This window comes from Rhizobium sp. 01L419 (genome assembly GCF_056400025.1).
This window is the reverse complement of record NZ_JBFTSM010000009.1, coordinates 18,043-34,060: the sequence shown is the minus strand read 5'-3', so window position 1 is coordinate 34,060 and position 16,018 is coordinate 18,043. Positions and strand designations below refer to the sequence as shown.

Sequence of the window (16,018 nt, the reverse complement as noted above, 5' to 3'; positions counted from 1 at the left end):
CCGGCACTTTAGGATGAAGCGCCGGCAAAGTTAAAGAGTTGATTTGGATGGATCAGGCCTAAATGGCCGGCTTTTTGGCGGAACCACTAAGCTCCCGTGTCGTTGCTTATACACGACGACAAGGAGAAGAAAGATGCGAAAGATCATCATCAACTGTGCAATCGTTGCCCTTGCCCTGGGCTCGACCGCAGCCCCTGTAATGGCAGACAGCGTGACGGTCACACGCGAGCGTGCATACGACGGTTATGATCATTACGATCGGTATGACCGTGACCGTGACCGGGCCCGTCCCGGTGTAACCATTAGCGATCGCGGCATCACGTTCGGCGCGGTGCGCGAACGTGATCGCTACCGCGATCGGGACCGTGACCGTTGTGTCACCCGCAGTGTAACCCGTCAGACCGATGAAGGCGCTGTCACGAAAACGGTTCGCCGTTGTAATTAGTGGGCAGACTGAAGACCCGGCACCCCACTCCGCCGGGTCTTCAGCATTGTCAGCCAAGTTCACCCCTCGCCATCGGGCGTAGGCAAAAATGAAATCCGTTTATCTCAGAGATATCTGGTGCCCCATGCCGGGGTCGAACCAGCACTTCTTTCGAAACTCGATTTTGAGTCGAGCGCGTCTACCAATTCCGCCAATGGGGCAGCGAATACGAGGCGGCTGTCTAACATGCGTTCGCCCGCGCGTGCAAGACGGCGGGCGAAGTTTTGGCGTTTGGAAATCAAGGTTTAGTGGGCGACTGCCTCACCCGGGCCAGTGAGGCCGGATTTCTTCAGCGTGATTGCCAGGATCGAGGCCAGCAGGCAGAAAGCGCCGGCGATGAAGAAGGCGGGCAGGTAGCTTTCCAGGGCCGTGCGTGACAGGCCAGCGCCGTAAGCTGCAGTCGCTGCACCCAGCTGGTGGCCGGCAAAGACCCAGCCGAAAACGAGGCCGGCTTTTTCACGGCCGAAGCGGTCGGCAGCGATCTTGACGGTCGGCGGTACGGTGGCGATCCAGTCGAGGCCGTAGAAGACGGCGAAGATCGACAGGCCGTAGAAGCTGAAATCGCTGAAGGGCAGAAAAAGCAGCGAGAGACCGCGCAGGCCGTAATACCAGAAAAGCAGCCAGCGATTGTCAAAACGGTCGGAGAGCCAGCCGGAGCCGATCGTACCGAAGAAATCGAAGATGCCCATGACGGCGAGAACGCTGGCGGCGGCAACTGGCATGATGCCGAAATCGCCGCAGAGCGTCACGAAATGCGTCTGGATAAGGCCGTTGGTGCTGAGACCACAGATGAAGAAGGTGGCGAACAGGATCCAGAAAGTGGACGTCTTCGAAATTTCCCTCAGGACGGTGATCGGCGTTACCAGTGCGGCGATGAGAGTTCCGCGTGCCGGAGCCGGCGCGATCTGGGTTTCGCCGACCGACGGCAGGTTCACGTCCGAGGGACGGTCACGCATGAAAAGCAGCACGAGAAGGGCGGCGACCATGATCATGGCGCAGACGAAGAAGACGGTGGCGCGCCAGCCGTAGCGTTCGGTCAGTTCCGCCATCAGCGGCAGGAAGACGAGCTGGCCGGTTGCCGAGCTTGCCGAGAGCATTCCGACGACGAGGCCGCGATGCTTGACGAACCAGCGGGTGGAAACCGTGGCCGCCAGTACCATGGCAGTCAGGCCGGTGCCGAAGCCGACGACGACACCCCACAGCGCCAAGAGATGCCAAAGCTTGGTCATGAACAGCGAGCCGACGAAGCCGGCACCGATGAGCGCCAGCGCGAAGACGATGACCTTGCGAACGCCGAAATAGTTCATGAAGGCGGCCGCGAAGGGACCCATCAGGCCGAAGAGGATCAGGCGGACGGCGAGAGCAGAGGAAATCTGCGAGGTTTCCCAGCCGAATTCGTCCTGCAGCGGTTTGATAAGGACACCTGGCGCGCCCATTGCGCCGGCGGTTACCAGCATGGTCAGGAAGGTGGCGGCAACGACGACCCATCCATAGTGGATGTTTCGCCGGGCAAGGGATGATGCAAGGACTGCAGAGACCATGGGCAAATTCCGTTAGTGGGAAGGGGACAATACAAGGCAGTTTTACATGATGATCATCATATTTGTTGCGTATTGATGATGGACATCATATAAATTGTCAAGCGACCATTTCCGGAGACGAAAAATGCGGGTCAGCCGCGAGAAATTTGCAGAAAACCGCGAGAAGATCCTGACGGCGGCCAGCGTGCTTTTCCGCGAAAACGGGTTTGATGGCGTCGGCGTTGCCGACATCATGAAGGCTGCGGGCCTGACGCATGGCGGATTCTACGGCCATTTCGAATCGAAAGACGGTCTTGCGCTGGAGGTTAGCCGCAAGCTGATCGAGCGCGTCGAAGAGCGCTGGCGTGAATTGATCGCCAATGCGCCCGACCGACCGCTCCGGGCACTGCTCGATCACTACATTGACTGGCGCACGGTCGATGATCCCGGCGGAAGCTGTGTGTTCGCTTCACTGATCCAGGAAGTCAGCCGCAGTGAAGGTGCGGTCCGTGCAACCTTCAGCGAGGGCCTGTCCACCCTGGTCGATGTGCTGAAGAATATTGTGCCGGGTGAGACGCCGGAAGAGCGCCGCGCCAATGCGACGACCACGCTTTCCTCGATGATGGGGGCCGTTATCCTTGCCCGCGCGGTTGAGGATCGAGCGCTGGCCGAACAGTTTCTGGTGACGATGCGCCGCAAGCTCGATTCCGAGCCGCGGTCCTAGTCGCGGAAGGCGATCAGCGCGTGGCTTTCAACGGTTTCGATGAACCTGCCGTCCGGTGACAGGGCGGCCAGTTCATTGCGGAAGGCTGCCTCGAATTCCTGTGTCTTGTCACCCAGCGCCTGTGGCGAGGTGACGGACATGGAGAAGGCACGGCCGATGATGTCTTCCGCCCCGATCACCCTTTCGTTGACGATGCCGATGCGTTCCAGATTGTGGAAGGGGGAGCGCAGGAGGATTGTCTCATGCGGGCCGAATTCCGGCGCGCGACGCAATTTGCGTTCGGCGCTTTTTTCCGGCGAATAGGTCTCCGAGAGCTGATGCAGCACGTCGCGCCAATCCGGTGTCGCGGCGATATGCTTGTCGGAGAAGAGAACGACGGCGCCGCCCGGAATGATGAGCTTGTCGAGTGCTGCAAGAGTTGCCGGCCGGTCCATCCAATGGAAGGAACGGCCCATGATGGCAAGTTTCAGCGGCGCCAGATCCGGGCCGAGATCGTAAGACGAGCCCTGGATGAACCGCACGTCGACACCGGTTTCCGCGGCATTTTCGCGTGCGACCTCCAGCATTTCCGGCTCGGGATCGAGCCCGGTCACATCGCCGCCGGCGAGGCGCGCGAAGGCGACGCCGAGCGGTCCCGGCCCGCAGCCAAGATCGAGTATATGCTCGCCGGGCTTCAGGCCGGTTCTTTCGGTAACACGTTCAATCAGCCTGTCAGGATAGGGAACGCGGAAACGGCTGTAATAGACAGCGGTGCTGCGAAAGCGGTGAGCGTCGAAAGGAACGATGGTCATGCGGACGGTCCTCTGTTTACCGCAAACCGCTAAGACCTAAGTGTGACCGGCTCGTGATGGTCTCTTGCTGCGGGCACGCGCAGCCTCGAAAGAGGCGACGTTTTCGGCGGCCCTGCGCCACATCGGCATGATCTGCTTCCATAGGTCGCGCCCGAGCGGGGTGAGCTCATATTCCGTGGCGGCCGATTTCGATGAAGAGGCGACAAAGAGGTCGCTTGCCTGGAAGTCCTGACTTCAGGAAGTGTAAAGAGCCTCCCCCCGCCAATGCCGAGGGAGGTCGCAATCCGGCGGCTTATTTGAAGCCGGCGACATTGTGCGGAATGTAGGGTGTTTCGAGTGCCGCAATATCCTCGGCGCCAAGCTTTACCGACAGCGCGCCGACGGCGTCGATCAGGTGCTGTGGCTTGGAGGCGCCGATGATCGGAGCGGTGACGGCGCTTTTCTGGAGGATCCAGGCGGTGGCGACCTGCGCGCGGGAAACGCCATGGGCCTTGGCGATTTCGGCGACCTTCTCGACGATCTTCCGGTCGGCATCCTCGGCCTGCTTGTAGAGCGTCTTGCCGAATTCATCAGTCTCGCTGCGGTTGGTCTTTTCGTCCCAATCTCGGGTCAGGCGGCCACGGGCGAGCGGGCTCCAGGGAATGACTGCGATCTTCTGATCCTCACAGAAAGGCAGCATTTCCCGTTCTTCTTCGCGGTAGAGCAGGTTCACGTGATCCTGCATGCTGACGAATTCCGTCCAGCCGTTGAGGCGGGAGGTGTAGAGCGCCTTGGCAAATTGCCAGGAATACATGGAGGAAGCGCCGATATAACGCGCCTTGCCGGCTTTGACGACATCATGGAGAGCTTCCAGCGTTTCCTCGATCGGCGTCGTATAGTCCCAGCGATGGATCTGGTAGAGATCGACATAGTCGGTGCCAAGGCGGCGCAGGCTGTTGTCGATCTCGTCGAAAATCGCCTTGCGCGACAGGCCGGCGCCATTCGGGCCGGGGCGCATGCGGTTGAACACCTTGGTGGCAAGCACGATATCCTCGCGCTTGGCGAAATCCTTGATGGCGCGGCCGACAATCTCTTCGGAGGAGCCATTGGAATAGGTGTTGGCCGTGTCGAGGAAATTGATGCCGAGATCGATCGCCTGCTTGAGCAATTTTCGGCTTTCCTCTTCCGACAGGCTCCAGGCGTGGTTTCCGCGGTCCGGGTCGCCATAGGTCATGCAGCCAAGGCAGATCTTCGAGACTTCGAGACCGGTTTTCCCGAGTTTTACATATTCCATGAAAGTGCTCCGTGATGAATTTCAGCGACTCCCGAGGCGCATGCGCATGATGTAGCGCAGAAATCGTCACAGTCTCAGCGAGCTAGCGGAGAATGTGTTCTGCCGTTAGCGCAATAATACATGATGAGCATGCGGAACGTCGTCTCGTCCTTGCGGATTACATCGCTTGCACATCCGCACGGTGAGGTGTTAGCTGGTGCAGCATTTTACGAGATCATGCTTATGAAACTGCCGCCCGGCGATCGATACGACACGCTCTACCGCGATTTCTCCTGGCAGATATCAGAGGATTTTAATATCGGTCGCGTCGTCAGCGACGACTGGGCCGCGCGTGATCCCGACCGCGTCTGCCTCGAACATTTCAGCCCCGACGGCCATCACCTGTCGCTGACCTACGGCGAACTTGCCGCTCGTTCCTCGTCCCTCGCCAACGCGCTTGCGGCACTTGGCATCGGGAGGGGAGACCGTGTGGCGCTGCTTCTGCCGCAATCCTTCGAGACAGTCATTTCGCATGTGGCGATCTACAAGATGGGCGCGATCGCCCTGCCGCTTGCGCTGCTTTTCGGTGTCGAGGCGCTGGAGTACCGGCTGAAGGCTGCGGGTGCGACAGCTATCGTCACCAATGGTTTCGGGCTTGCGCGCGTCAACCAGATCCGCGAACGGCTGCCTGACGTCAAACATATCATCAGCGTAGAGGGAGCCTCCGCAAGCACGCTCGGCTTTGCCGATCTGGTCTCTGCCTATTCCTCCACTTTCGAAATTGCGCGATCGGGACCGGATGAGCCGGCGCTGATGATCTTTACGTCCGGCACGACGGGGCCGCCGAAGGGCGCGCTGCATGGTCATCGAGTTTTGGCTGGCCATATTCCCGGCATGCAGTTTGCCCACGAGGGCTTTCCGCAGTCCGGAGACAAGGTCTGGACTCCGTCCGACTGGGCCTGGGCTGGCGGGTTGCTCAATGCGTTGTTGCCAAGCCTGCTGCTCGGCGCGCCTGTCGTCTCCTCGCCGGCACAGAAATTCGATGCCGACATGGCCTATCGCATCATGGCCGAGATGAAGGTGCGCAACGCCTTCATTCCACCGACGGCGCTGCGGCTCCTGAAATCCGTCGAGGATCCACGCTCGAAATATGATCTCGTGCTGCGCACCATTGGCTCGGCAGGTGAATCCCTGGGGCGCGAGACCTACGAATGGGTGCGCCGCACGCTCGGCGTCACCGTCAATGAATTCTACGGGCAGACCGAATGCAATTTCGTGCTGGCCTCGAGTGCAGCCTTCGGCGTATCGAAGGCCGGCGCGATCGGGCGTGCCTCGCCGGGCCATAGGGTGGCTATCGTCAGCGATGAAGGCGACGAACTGCCGGTCGGCGAGCAGGGGCAGATCGGCATTGCCAGCCCGGATCCGGTGATGTTTCTCGGATACTGGAACGATCCTGGCGCGACCGAGAGGAAGTATGCCAAGGACTGGCTGCTGACCGGCGATATCGGCCGGCAGGATGCGGAGGGCTACATCACTTTTGCCGGCCGTGACGACGATGTCATCACGTCGTCGGGATACCGCATCGGCCCGGCGGAGATCGAGGACTGTCTCATCGGCCATCCGGCCGTGCAGCTTGCGGCGGCCGTCGGCAAGCCCGATCCGCTGCGTACGGAGATCGTCAAGGCTTATATCGTGCTTTCGCCGGGTTACAGCCCGAGTGCGGAACTGGCAGCGGAAATCCGGGACTGGGTGAAGACGCGACTTTCGATGCACGAATATCCGCGCGAGGTTGAATTCATCGATGCCCTGCCGCTGACGACCACTGGCAAGGTCATCCGCCGGCTGTTGCGGGAAAAGGCTGCAAAGGAAGCTGCAACCTAGCCGCGGCCGGCAAGCGACATGATCTTCTCGCGCAGCATCTTCGCCATGTTGCGGGTGCTGCGGTACATGTGAAGCTGGGCGGCAACCTGGCGCATGTCGCGGTCGCCGTTCTGGGTGAGGCCGATCACCAGCGTGCCCATCTCCTCGCGTTCCCGCCAGAAGCGGCTCATGATCGGATGGTCGGAGACGGCGCATGAATCCGAGCGCACGACATTGGCGTCGTCGAGATGCCATTCGGTCAGTTCGCTCATCAACAGCTTGCCCGGCGAATAGCGGGAATAGCTTTCGTCATAGGCGGTCTTCCAGGTGTAGGCCTCGCCGCCCATCATCAGCACGACCACGGAGGCAATCGCCTTGCCTTTGAGGTCGATCGTGTGGATGCGCACGGCATCGATCTCCGCCAGGTTGGAGACGGCCTCGCGGGCGAAGGCGGTATGATAACGGTCGGTCACCAGCGCGCTGCGGCGCTTGCCCTTCCAGCCGCCGGCCTCCAGCGCCAGGAATTCCTCGAAGCGCATGTGAATCTCGCGCGGCTGGCGGGCAACCGTGTGGACGACCGTCCCGAGCTCTTCGAGCAGCCGCCACTGGCGGCGCATCTCGCGCAGGTGGGAAGAGGATACGGTGCGGCCGAGATAGACAATGGCGTCGTCATCGCTCTGCAACATCGGCCGCTCATAGGGATTGGCGATGGTCAGCGGCAGGTTGCGGCTCAGCGCAACGGCCTTTGCCATGCGCACGAAGATGCCGTTCAGCCGCACATCAGGCAGTACCAGCGTGCCCGGCAGGCCGAGATCCGGGGTGATCAGGCCCTCGAAGAGATTGTCCAGCGTCTCGGCCGCGTCCTCGGCATCGACCAAGGGCGTGCCGAGCGGGCCGAAGCTGTTTGCCCAGCCGCGGATGATCGATGGGCCAACGGCGAAACCGGGCTTGTCGACGGAAAAGGGCATGAGCAGGCGCATACGGCTGCGCTTCTCGTTCAGGTCTCTGATAATGGCGAAATTGACCTGCCGATCCTCCAGCCGCGGCATGGCCGGGGCCAGGAAACGGCCGCTGAAGAAGACGTTCGGCTCCATCGCGCGGTTGGAGAGGAAGTCCAGTTCCTCCTGCAGATCGTAACCGAGCTTGCCGGGGTAAAGGCAGAGTTCACGGCCCGGCCGGCCGATTTCGATGCGCCCTTCGGCCTGCGGTGCTTCGAACTTGAGCGCGGCAAGATCGTGAACCATGCGGTTCGCGTTGCTGTCGGTACTCTCGGTGATGGGTGGTACGCGTACCATCTATCGGGCTCTCATTTCTGGCGTTGCGGCGGAAGGGGTGGCGAAGGCGAAAAGCGTGAAGCCGAGCGCGCGGCGTACGAAGACATGCAGCAGGATTGCTTCCACGGCCATGGCGGAGGCCGTGGCGATCGCGGTGCCGACGATGCCGTAATGCGGGATCAGCAGGATGTTGAGGCCGACATTGGCGGTGAGTGCTCCGGCATAAAGTGCGACGCAGAGGTTTTGCTTGCCCGCCATCATCAGAAGCGTTTCGGCAGGACCGACGAGTGCCTTGGCGAGGATGCCGGCGAGCAGGATCGCCATCAGCATATAACCGGCCGTGAATGCACCGCCGAAAAGCGACAGCAGCAGATGCCCGGCCGCCAGGACCGCGAGACCGACGCCGAGGGCAGGCCAGAAGGTCCAGCGGGCGGCATCGATGGCCGCAGCCGCGAGATCGGCCCGGTTGCCTTCGGCGATGATGGCGGAGAAGCGCGGGCCGGAGGCGGCCTTCACCGAGAAATTAATGAAATGCACCAGCGCCATGGTCTTGGCCGCTGCGAAATAGATCGCGACGTCATGCGGCTCCAGGAAGATGCCGACGACGACGACGTCGGAATTGGTGAGCAGGAAGCTCACACCTTCGATCAGGAAGATCGGGAAGGCGACACCCAGCCATTCCACGAAATCCACCTTGCGGGGGCCGGCATCGTAATGCTTGCGCATCCGATAGAGCGTAGCGGCATATTGGCCGAGCGCGGTGACGAAGGTTGCCGCAAGTGCTGCCTGCATGGCGGTAACCGCCGTGTGCGGTGCGCCGGAGAAGATCGCAGCCAGCATGAAGAGGATGATGAGGATCGGCCTGACAATATAGACCGGGCTGAGCGCCATGACGGGCCAATGATTGGCCCGTGACGTGCCCTCGAGGATGTCGCCGAGCGCGATCATCGGCATGGCCATGAGGCCGAGGAAGATCGGCACCAGGTAATAGCTTTCGATCCTGTCGCCGAAGAAATGCAGGCCGAGCATGCCGGCGATGAGAACGGTCGTACCTGAGAGCAGCGCGAAAACGCGCGCGATGCCGGTCAGGCCGCGGATCTCGGCAAAGGCGCCGGCAGCGCGATATTGCGGCAGGAAGCGGACGATCGCGGTGTGGAAGCCGAGGCATGAAAGATCGCCGCAGAGGACGACCAGCACCCAGACGAAAACGAAGATGCCGTATTCATATTCACCCATCAGCCTGGCGAGCACGATCTGCGACAGGAAGGCGAGTGCGGCGCTCAGAATGCGGATCGAAAAGGCGATCAGCGCCATGCGTTGCGCGGCTGCCTTGTCGCCCCGATCGGTCAGCACGGTGGCGAGCATGCGCAGCACGGGGCCGGCCATCGGCCGCAGCCCCGCCGGCAGCATTTTTTCCGCTGTTTCTATGACCGCCATTTTAACACGCAAAACTCTAAGGGCAGGGCATTCGCACCGGCAAGTCTTGCCAGACCAGGGTTAAGAAACGGTATTGCCGCGGTTGCCGAAGTACCTGCGGCTCATGACCAAAAATGGGAGGAAGGCAAAAGAAAATGGCGCCCGGAGGCGCCATTCTCAGACCTGTTCGAAAGCACCGTGGCAGTGCTTGTATTTCTTGCCCGAGCCACAGGGGCAGGCCTCGTTACGGCCGACCTTGCCCCAGGTTGCGGGATCGTCGGGGTTGCGGTTTTCCGGCGGGACGGTGATCTCAAGCGCCTGATAGGTCGTGTTCGTAAATTCATCCTCGCCGGTCGTAGGATCGAGGTGATGCGCCTGCATGATCGGCGGTTCCGGCTGCGGCGGAGCCTGCTGCACCAGCTCGACACGCATCAGCTGTGCGGTGACGGCCTGGCGCAGATTGTTGAGCAGCGCCTGGAAGAGTTCGAAGGCTTCCGACTTGTATTCCTGCAGCGGATCGCGCTGGGCATAGCCGCGGAAACCGATGACGGAGCGCAGGTGGTCGAGGTTGACGATGTGCTCACGCCACAGATGGTCGAGCGTCTGCATGACGATCTGGCGCTCGACATAGTGCATGATATCAGGGCCGAAACGCTCCACCTTGTCATTGAAGGCGGCGTTGGTGGCTTCCATCAGGCGCTCGCGGATATCGTCCTCGCCAATGCCTTCTTCCTTCACCCAGTCCTCGATCGGCAGATCGAGGTTGAGGATGTTGGCGACCTGTGTCTTCAGGCCGGCGGCATCCCACTGTTCGGCATAGGCCCGTTCGGGAATATGGGTCGTAACGAGATCGTCGACGGCTTCGCGACGCATGTCCGATACGGTCTCGGAAATGTTCGGCGCTTCCATCATCTCGACGCGCTGCTCGAAGATGACCTTGCGCTGGTCGTTCAGAACGTCGTCGTACTTCAGAAGGTTCTTGCGGATGTCGAAGTTGCGGGCTTCAACCTTCTTCTGCGCGCGCTCCAAGGCCTTGTTGATCCAGGGATGGACGATTGCCTCGCCATCCTTGAGGCCCAGCTTCTGCAACATGCTGTCCATGCGGTCGGAGCCGAAGATGCGCATCAGGTCGTCCTGAAGCGACAGGTAGAACTTGGAACGGCCGGGGTCGCCCTGACGGCCGGAACGGCCGCGCAGCTGGTTATCGATGCGGCGGCTTTCATGGCGCTCGGTGGCGATGACGTAAAGTCCGCCGGCGGCAAGCGCCTGTTCCTTGAGGGTTTTGATTTCTTCGCGAATTGCCGCGACTTTCGCGTCATACTCTGGACCCGGCTCGATTTCGGCAAGCTCATGCTCGATGCGCATGTCGAGGTTGCCGCCGAGCTGGATGTCGGTACCGCGACCGGCCATGTTGGTAGCGATCGTCACTGCACCCGGAACACCGGCTTGAGAGACGATATAGGCTTCCTGCTCGTGGTAACGGGCATTGAGAACCTGGAATTTCGAGAAGCCCTGCTTGCGCATAAGCTCGGCCAGAGATTCCGACTTCTCGATCGAGGTGGTGCCGACGAGTACCGGCTGGCCGCGCTTGTGAGCGTCAAGGATCTCGGTGATGATCGCCTTGTACTTCTCCTCGACGGTCCGGTAGACCTCGTCGTCTTCATCGATACGCATGATCGGCAGGTTAGTCGGCACCTCGAGAACGTCGAGATTGTAGATGTTGCCGAATTCTTCCGCTTCCGTCTGAGCTGTACCGGTCATGCCTGCAAGCTTGTTGTACATGCGGAAGTAGTTCTGGAACGTGATCGAGGCCAGAGTCTGGTTTTCCGGCTGGATCTGTACCTTTTCCTTGGCTTCCAGCGCCTGATGCTGGCCTTCCGAGTAACGGCGGCCCGGCATCATGCGGCCGGTGAATTCATCGATGATGACGATCTCGTCGTTGCGGACGATATAGTCCTTGTCGCGCTGGAAAAGCTTGTGGGCCTTCAGCGCATTGTTGATGTGGTGGACGATCGCAACGTTTTCGATGTCGTAGAGCGAGGCGCCCTTCAGGAGGCCAGCCTGCTTCAGCAGGTTTTCCAGCTTCTCAGTGCCGACTTCGGAGAAATTTGCCGAACGCTGCTTTTCGTCGATCTCGTAATCATCAGGCGTCAGCAGCGGAATGTAGGTATCGATGGTGTTGTAAAGGTCGGAGCGGTCGTCGAGCGGGCCGGAGATGATGAGTGGCGTGCGGGCTTCGTCGACGAGGATCGAGTCCACTTCGTCGACGATCGCAAAGTTGTGGCCGCGCTGGACCATCTGGTTCGTCTCGTACTTCATGTTATCGCGCAGATAATCGAAGCCGAGTTCGTTGTTGGTCGCGTAAGTGATGTCACACGCATAGGCGTCGCGGCGTTCGTCGTCGGAAAGGCCGTGGACGATGACGCCGGTGGTCAGGCCGAGGAAGCTGTAGAGGCGGCCCATGGTCGCCGCGTCACGCTGTGCAAGGTAGTCGTTGACGGTGACGACATGAACGCCCTTGCCAGCAAGCGCGTTCAGATAGACCGGCAGGGTGGCGACCAGCGTCTTGCCTTCACCGGTTTTCATTTCGGCGATGGCGTTGGAATGCAGAATCATGCCGCCAACAAGCTGTACGTCAAAAGGTCGCATGCCGAGGACGCGGCGAGAGGCCTCCCGAACGACCGCGAAGGCCGGGATGAGGATATCGTCCAGCGTTTTGCCTTCCGCCAGAAGAGCACGGAACTCCACCGTCTTTGCGGTAAGCTGCTCGTCCGTCAGCGCCTTGGTCTTCTCTTCGATAGAGTTGATTGCGGCGACGTTCGGCTGGAATGACCGCACGCGGCGGTCGTTGGCTGAGCCAAATAACTTGCGGGCAATACCGCCAAAGCTGACCATATGACTGGCCCTTTCTGAATATTCTTCCCCGACGTTTCTTATTCGCGGCCCAGCCGAAAAACAGGCGCGCGCTTGAAAACGCCCGGAAACTGTTCTGGACGCGAGGTTGCGTGACAGATAAGAGGGGGGGCAAATGATGTCAACGGATTTGGCTGATATAGAAAGGCCACATTCCGGTGTTGAAGGCTGTTTTCGGGCTGGATTCACACAAGCTGAAGCCGGCGGGTATAATTGTGAAGGGTTATTTGATGTTGAGCACCAACAAACTTGCTGCGCTGGCGTTTACGGCCTTCGTCGCCTTCCAGGCTCCGGCCTATGCCGATGACGCCGTCGTCGCCAAGGTCGGCAATCTTGAGATCCACCAGTCGGAACTCGATCTGGCAGTAGCCAATCTCGACCCGCAGCTCGCGCAGCTTCCTGACGACCAGAAGAAGGTCGCAGCGCTCTCCGCCGCGATCGACGTAAAGCTGCTCGCTGCCGATGCCACCGCCGAGAAGCTCGACCAGACGGATGACTTCAAGAAGCGCATGCAGTACCTGACGGACCGCGAACTTCACAATGCCTACTTCAAGAAGCATGTCGTCGACACCGTGACTGATGCCGACGTGAAGGCACGCTATGACAAGGAAGTTGCCGGCCTGCCGAAGCAGGAAGAGGTTCATGCCCGCCACATCCTCGTCAAGACCGAGGACGAGGCCAAGGACGTGATCAAGCAGCTCGACGCGGGCAAGGATTTTGCCGAGCTCGCCAAGGAAAAGTCCACCGATCCGAACAAGGATGATGGCGGCGACCTCGGCTATTTCAGCCGCGGCCGCATGGTCAAGGAATTCGAGGATGCAGCCTTCGCACTCGACAAGGGCACCTATTCCAAGACCCCTGTGAAGACCGACTTCGGCTATCACGTCATCAAGGTCGAGGATAAGCGCGACGCTCCGCCGCCGGCATTCGAACAGGTACAGGACCAGGTTCGTCAGCTCGTCATGCGCGACAAGTATCTTGCTCTCCTGAACCAGGCGAAGGCTTCGGCGAAGGTCGAAATCACGGACGAAGCGCTCCGCAAGGGTTACGAAGACGCGAACAAGCAGCCTGAGCCGGGTGCCGCGCCGGCACCGGCGCCGCAGCAGTAATCAGCATTTGGGCCCGGTTCTTCCGGGCCCTTCACTATCATTGATTGTTGTCGCATTTCCGGACGGTGAACCGGCTTCCACTTCGCCTGGAAATGCTCATTGGCAGGTCGCATCCCATGTCCGCTACCGTTTCTCCGCTTGCCCCGAAATCCTTCGCTTCGCTGCCCCCGCTACGCGGCGTACGCATGGCAACAGCTTCCGCAGGCATCAAGTACAAGAACCGGACGGACGTGCTGATGATGGTGTTCGACGCTCCGGCTGCCGTTGCCGGCGTCTTCACCAAGTCGAAATGCCCCTCCGCTCCGGTCGATTTCTGCCGGACCAACCTGCCGCATGGCATGGCACGCGCCGTCGTCGTCAATTCCGGCAATGCCAATGCCTTCACCGGCTTGAAGGGCCGCGCTGCGACTGAACTCACTGCAAAGTCTGCCGCTGCTGCCGTCGGCTGCGGTGAAAATGAAATCTTCCTCGCGTCGACCGGCGTTATCGGCGAACCGCTAGACGCCACCAAATTCTCCGGTGTACTCGACAAGATGCATGCCGATGCCACAGGCGATTTCTGGTTCGAGGCGGCCAAGGCCATCATGACCACCGACACCTATCCGAAGGTTGCGACCCGCACTGCCGAGATCGGCGGAGTCAAGGTGACGATCAACGGCATCGCCAAGGGCGCCGGCATGATCGCGCCCGACATGGCAACCATGCTTTCCTTCGTCGTCACGGATGCCAATATTGCTTCCTCCGCCTTGCAGTCGCTGCTGTCTGCCGGCGTCGAGCCGAGCTTCAACTCCATGACCGTCGACAGCGATACCTCGACATCGGATACGCTGATGCTCTTTGCGACGGGTGCAGCTGCAGCCGACGGACAGGCGAGCATCACGAGCGCGGACGATCCGCAGCTCGGCGCGTTCCGCGCAGCCCTCAACGACCTCCTCAAGGATCTGGCGATTCAGGTCGCCCGCGACGGTGAGGGCGCGACCAAGATGCTCGAAATCACCGTGACCGGTGCGGAGAGCGATGCCGCTGCCAAGACGATCGCCCTTTCCATTGCCAATTCGCCGCTGGTCAAGACTGCGGCTGCCGGTGAGGATGCCAATTGGGGCCGTATCGTCATGGCCGTCGGCAAGGCCGGTGAAATGGCCGACCGCGACCGGCTCGCCATCTGGTTCGGCGATGTGCGCGTCGCCGTCAACGGCGAGCGCGACCCCAGCTATTCCGAGGATGCGGCCTCTGCCGTGATGAAGAAGCAGGATATTCCTGTCAAAGTCGATATCGGCCTCGGCTCCGGCAAGGCTACGGTCTGGACCTGCGACCTCACCAAGGAATATGTTGCGATCAATGGCGACTACCGGAGCTGATCGTTCGTTGATGCAAGCATCCCTTCCGAAGCAGAACCTGCCGCTGGTCCGGCGGCTGGAAGCCGTGGGTTTTCGCGCCTGGCCGGCCGCTTCCGTGCAATATGACGGAAGCTGGCAGGTCCGCCTGACGGCGGGCCATCCCTCCAACCGCCTGAACTCCATCGTGCCGCTCGATCCTTCCGACCATCGTGATGTCGAGATCCGGCTGGAGAAGGCAAGCCGCAAGTTCGAGGCCTATGGCCGTCCTGCCATCGTGCGCGAGACGCCGCTTGCCTCGCCTGTTCTGATCGACCTGATTAGGGAACAGGGATGGAAGCGTTTCGATGAGACGGCTGTGATGGTCTGCGATCTCTCGCAGGCCGATCTGCCCGATACGCTTGATCATCTTCCGACCCATGACATCGGTCGGTTCGTCGATGCCAATCTCGTCGTCGACCAGGCGCCGCTGTCGCTGAAGCCGTCGCTTGCCGAGATCATTTCTGCGATCAAGCCACCATCGGGCCTTTTCATGATCGAGGATGCCACCCATGGCTCGCTGGCGACTGTCCTCTGCGTACAGGACAACGACCTTGCCGGCATCATGTCGCTTTCGGTTGCCGATGGGCATCGCCGCAAGGGTCTCGGCGTCGAAATCCTGACCTCGGCCTTGCGCTGGGCGCGGATGCGCAGCGCCCGCACCGCCTGGCTGCAGGTGAAGCTTTCCAACGCGCCGGCGATTGCGCTTTATGAGCGTCTCGGTTTTCGCGATGCCTATCACTACTGCTACTGGCAGGAGAGATGCGAATGAGCGACGCCGGAAGGAAACTGCTGCTCGTCGCTGCTTGCGCGCTGATCGATACCGATGGGCGTATTCTTCTGGCACAGCGGCCGGAAGGCAAGTCGCTTGCCGGCCTATGGGAATTCCCCGGCGGTAAGGTCGAGCCTGGTGAGACACCGGAGGAGACGCTGGTACGCGAGTTGAACGAAGAACTCGGCATTACGACCAAGGTGCCGTGCCTTGCGCCGCTGACCTTTGCCAGCCACACCTATGAGACATTCCATCTGCTGATGCCGCTTTACGTCTGCCGCCGTTATGAAGGCATTCCACACGGTCGTGAGGGACAGGCGATCAAATGGGTGCGCCCGCAGGCGCTGCGCGATTACCCGATGCCACCGGCCGATGAGCCGCTCATCCCGGTGCTGCAGGATTTACTTTAGCCTTTAATGATTATTGGTGTGAAACGTCGATTTCACCTGTGGATATTAATCGATCATTTAGCACCTTCTGGCAATGATCGGCCTCACTCAAGCAACTGGCGTGCGTGTATTTAAGGGCTT

General features: G+C 60.5%; 13 protein-coding genes and 1 tRNA gene. 7 read left to right on the top strand and 7 right to left on the bottom strand.

From position 1 onward, the window contains the following. Positions 1–133 precede the first annotated feature (133 nt). Positions 134–445 (top strand): hypothetical protein, encoded by a 312-nt coding sequence (locus tag AC1DUP_RS18475; RefSeq protein ID WP_477833639.1) that lies wholly within the window; start codon positions 134–136, stop codon positions 443–445. 115 nt (positions 446–560) lie between these two features. Here AC1DUP_RS18475 and AC1DUP_RS18470 read toward each other — a convergent pair. Together AC1DUP_RS18470 and AC1DUP_RS18465 are read right to left on the bottom strand one after the other, a co-directional pair. After that, positions 561–645, bottom strand: a tRNA-Leu gene (locus AC1DUP_RS18470). Between the two features lie 84 nt (positions 646–729). Beyond that, complete coding sequence (locus tag AC1DUP_RS18465; RefSeq protein ID WP_113312011.1) at positions 730–2,025, bottom strand: MFS transporter; 1,296 nt, start codon at positions 2,023–2,025, stop codon at positions 730–732. Between the two features lie 124 nt (positions 2,026–2,149). Here AC1DUP_RS18465 and AC1DUP_RS18460 point away from each other — a divergent pair, with 124 nt between their 5' ends. Next, entirely contained in the window at positions 2,150–2,728 is a 579-nt protein-coding gene (locus AC1DUP_RS18460; RefSeq protein ID WP_477833637.1) for a TetR/AcrR family transcriptional regulator, read from the top strand. Here AC1DUP_RS18460 and AC1DUP_RS18455 read toward each other — a convergent pair. Together AC1DUP_RS18455 and AC1DUP_RS18450 are read right to left on the bottom strand one after the other, a co-directional pair. Further along, a complete protein-coding gene (locus tag AC1DUP_RS18455; RefSeq protein WP_113335095.1) occupies positions 2,725–3,519 on the bottom strand; it encodes a class I SAM-dependent methyltransferase in 795 nt (264 codons plus the stop codon). The two genes, AC1DUP_RS18460 and AC1DUP_RS18455, sit on opposite strands and share 4 nt — an antisense overlap. Positions 3,520–3,811: 292 nt before the next feature. Continuing rightward, positions 3,812–4,792, bottom strand: a complete 981-nt coding sequence (locus AC1DUP_RS18450; protein WP_113299062.1) for an aldo/keto reductase — start codon at positions 4,790–4,792, stop codon at positions 3,812–3,814. Between the two features lie 222 nt (positions 4,793–5,014). Here AC1DUP_RS18450 and AC1DUP_RS18445 point away from each other — a divergent pair, with 222 nt between their 5' ends. Then, positions 5,015–6,652 (top strand): AMP-binding protein, encoded by a 1,638-nt coding sequence (locus AC1DUP_RS18445; protein ID WP_477833634.1) that lies wholly within the window; start codon positions 5,015–5,017, stop codon positions 6,650–6,652. Here the strand turns inward: AC1DUP_RS18445 and AC1DUP_RS18440 are convergent. From AC1DUP_RS18440 to secA, 3 genes are all read right to left on the bottom strand, one after another. Then, positions 6,649–7,926 (bottom strand): GNAT family N-acetyltransferase, encoded by a 1,278-nt coding sequence (locus tag AC1DUP_RS18440; RefSeq protein WP_113299061.1) that lies wholly within the window; start codon positions 7,924–7,926, stop codon positions 6,649–6,651. The two genes, AC1DUP_RS18445 and AC1DUP_RS18440, sit on opposite strands and share 4 nt — an antisense overlap. Continuing rightward, entirely contained in the window at positions 7,927–9,342 is a 1,416-nt protein-coding gene (locus AC1DUP_RS18435; RefSeq protein WP_477833632.1) for a lipopolysaccharide biosynthesis protein, read from the bottom strand. It lies immediately after the preceding gene. Positions 9,343–9,498: 156 nt separating this feature from the next. Continuing rightward, positions 9,499–12,216, bottom strand: a complete 2,718-nt coding sequence (gene secA, locus AC1DUP_RS18430) for a preprotein translocase subunit SecA (RefSeq protein ID WP_113507580.1) — start codon at positions 12,214–12,216, stop codon at positions 9,499–9,501. 248 nt (positions 12,217–12,464) lie between these two features. Between secA and AC1DUP_RS18425 the strand changes: the two genes are divergently transcribed. The 4 genes from AC1DUP_RS18425 to mutT all read left to right on the top strand — a co-directional run bounded on the left by AC1DUP_RS18425 (position 12,465) and on the right by mutT (position 15,898). Beyond that, positions 12,465–13,343 (top strand): peptidylprolyl isomerase, encoded by an 879-nt coding sequence (locus tag AC1DUP_RS18425; protein ID WP_113507597.1) that lies wholly within the window; start codon positions 12,465–12,467, stop codon positions 13,341–13,343. Between the two features lie 116 nt (positions 13,344–13,459). After that, entirely contained in the window at positions 13,460–14,701 is a 1,242-nt protein-coding gene (argJ, locus tag AC1DUP_RS18420) for a bifunctional glutamate N-acetyltransferase/amino-acid acetyltransferase ArgJ (RefSeq protein WP_477833629.1), read from the top strand. Next, the gene (locus tag AC1DUP_RS18415; RefSeq protein ID WP_113299057.1) at positions 14,682–15,488 is read left to right on the top strand and encodes a GNAT family N-acetyltransferase; all 807 of its coding nucleotides are present in this window, start codon (positions 14,682–14,684) and stop codon (positions 15,486–15,488) included. The genes argJ and AC1DUP_RS18415 overlap by 20 nt, the downstream gene beginning before the upstream one ends. Continuing rightward, positions 15,485–15,898, top strand: coding sequence for an 8-oxo-dGTP diphosphatase MutT (gene mutT, locus AC1DUP_RS18410; protein ID WP_113299056.1), 414 nt, complete (start codon positions 15,485–15,487; stop codon positions 15,896–15,898). The genes AC1DUP_RS18415 and mutT overlap by 4 nt, the downstream gene beginning before the upstream one ends. Positions 15,899–16,018 lie beyond the last annotated feature (120 nt).

Excerpts from the sequence above, each read along its gene's own strand:
- AC1DUP_RS18450 (WP_113299062.1), bottom strand. The coding sequence starts at position 4,792 with ATGGAATATGTAAAACTCGGGAAAACCGGTCTCGAAGTCTCGAAGATC.
- AC1DUP_RS18475 (WP_477833639.1), top strand. The coding sequence starts at position 134 with ATGCGAAAGATCATCATCAACTGTGCAATCGTTGCCCTTGCCCTGGGC.
- mutT (WP_113299056.1), top strand. The coding sequence starts at position 15,485 with ATGAGCGACGCCGGAAGGAAACTGCTGCTCGTCGCTGCTTGCGCGCTG.
- AC1DUP_RS18455 (WP_113335095.1), bottom strand. The coding sequence starts at position 3,519 with ATGACCATCGTTCCTTTCGACGCTCACCGCTTTCGCAGCACCGCTGTC.
- AC1DUP_RS18440 (WP_113299061.1), bottom strand. The coding sequence starts at position 7,926 with ATGGTACGCGTACCACCCATCACCGAGAGTACCGACAGCAACGCGAAC.
- AC1DUP_RS18415 (WP_113299057.1), top strand. The coding sequence starts at position 14,682 with ATGGCGACTACCGGAGCTGATCGTTCGTTGATGCAAGCATCCCTTCCG.
- AC1DUP_RS18445 (WP_477833634.1), top strand. The coding sequence starts at position 5,015 with ATGAAACTGCCGCCCGGCGATCGATACGACACGCTCTACCGCGATTTC.
- AC1DUP_RS18460 (WP_477833637.1), top strand. The coding sequence starts at position 2,150 with ATGCGGGTCAGCCGCGAGAAATTTGCAGAAAACCGCGAGAAGATCCTG.
- AC1DUP_RS18425 (WP_113507597.1), top strand. The coding sequence starts at position 12,465 with ATGTTGAGCACCAACAAACTTGCTGCGCTGGCGTTTACGGCCTTCGTC.
- secA (WP_113507580.1), bottom strand. The coding sequence starts at position 12,216 with ATGGTCAGCTTTGGCGGTATTGCCCGCAAGTTATTTGGCTCAGCCAAC.
- argJ (WP_477833629.1), top strand. The coding sequence starts at position 13,460 with ATGTCCGCTACCGTTTCTCCGCTTGCCCCGAAATCCTTCGCTTCGCTG.
- AC1DUP_RS18435 (WP_477833632.1), bottom strand. The coding sequence starts at position 9,342 with ATGGCGGTCATAGAAACAGCGGAAAAAATGCTGCCGGCGGGGCTGCGG.
- AC1DUP_RS18465 (WP_113312011.1), bottom strand. The coding sequence starts at position 2,025 with ATGGTCTCTGCAGTCCTTGCATCATCCCTTGCCCGGCGAAACATCCAC.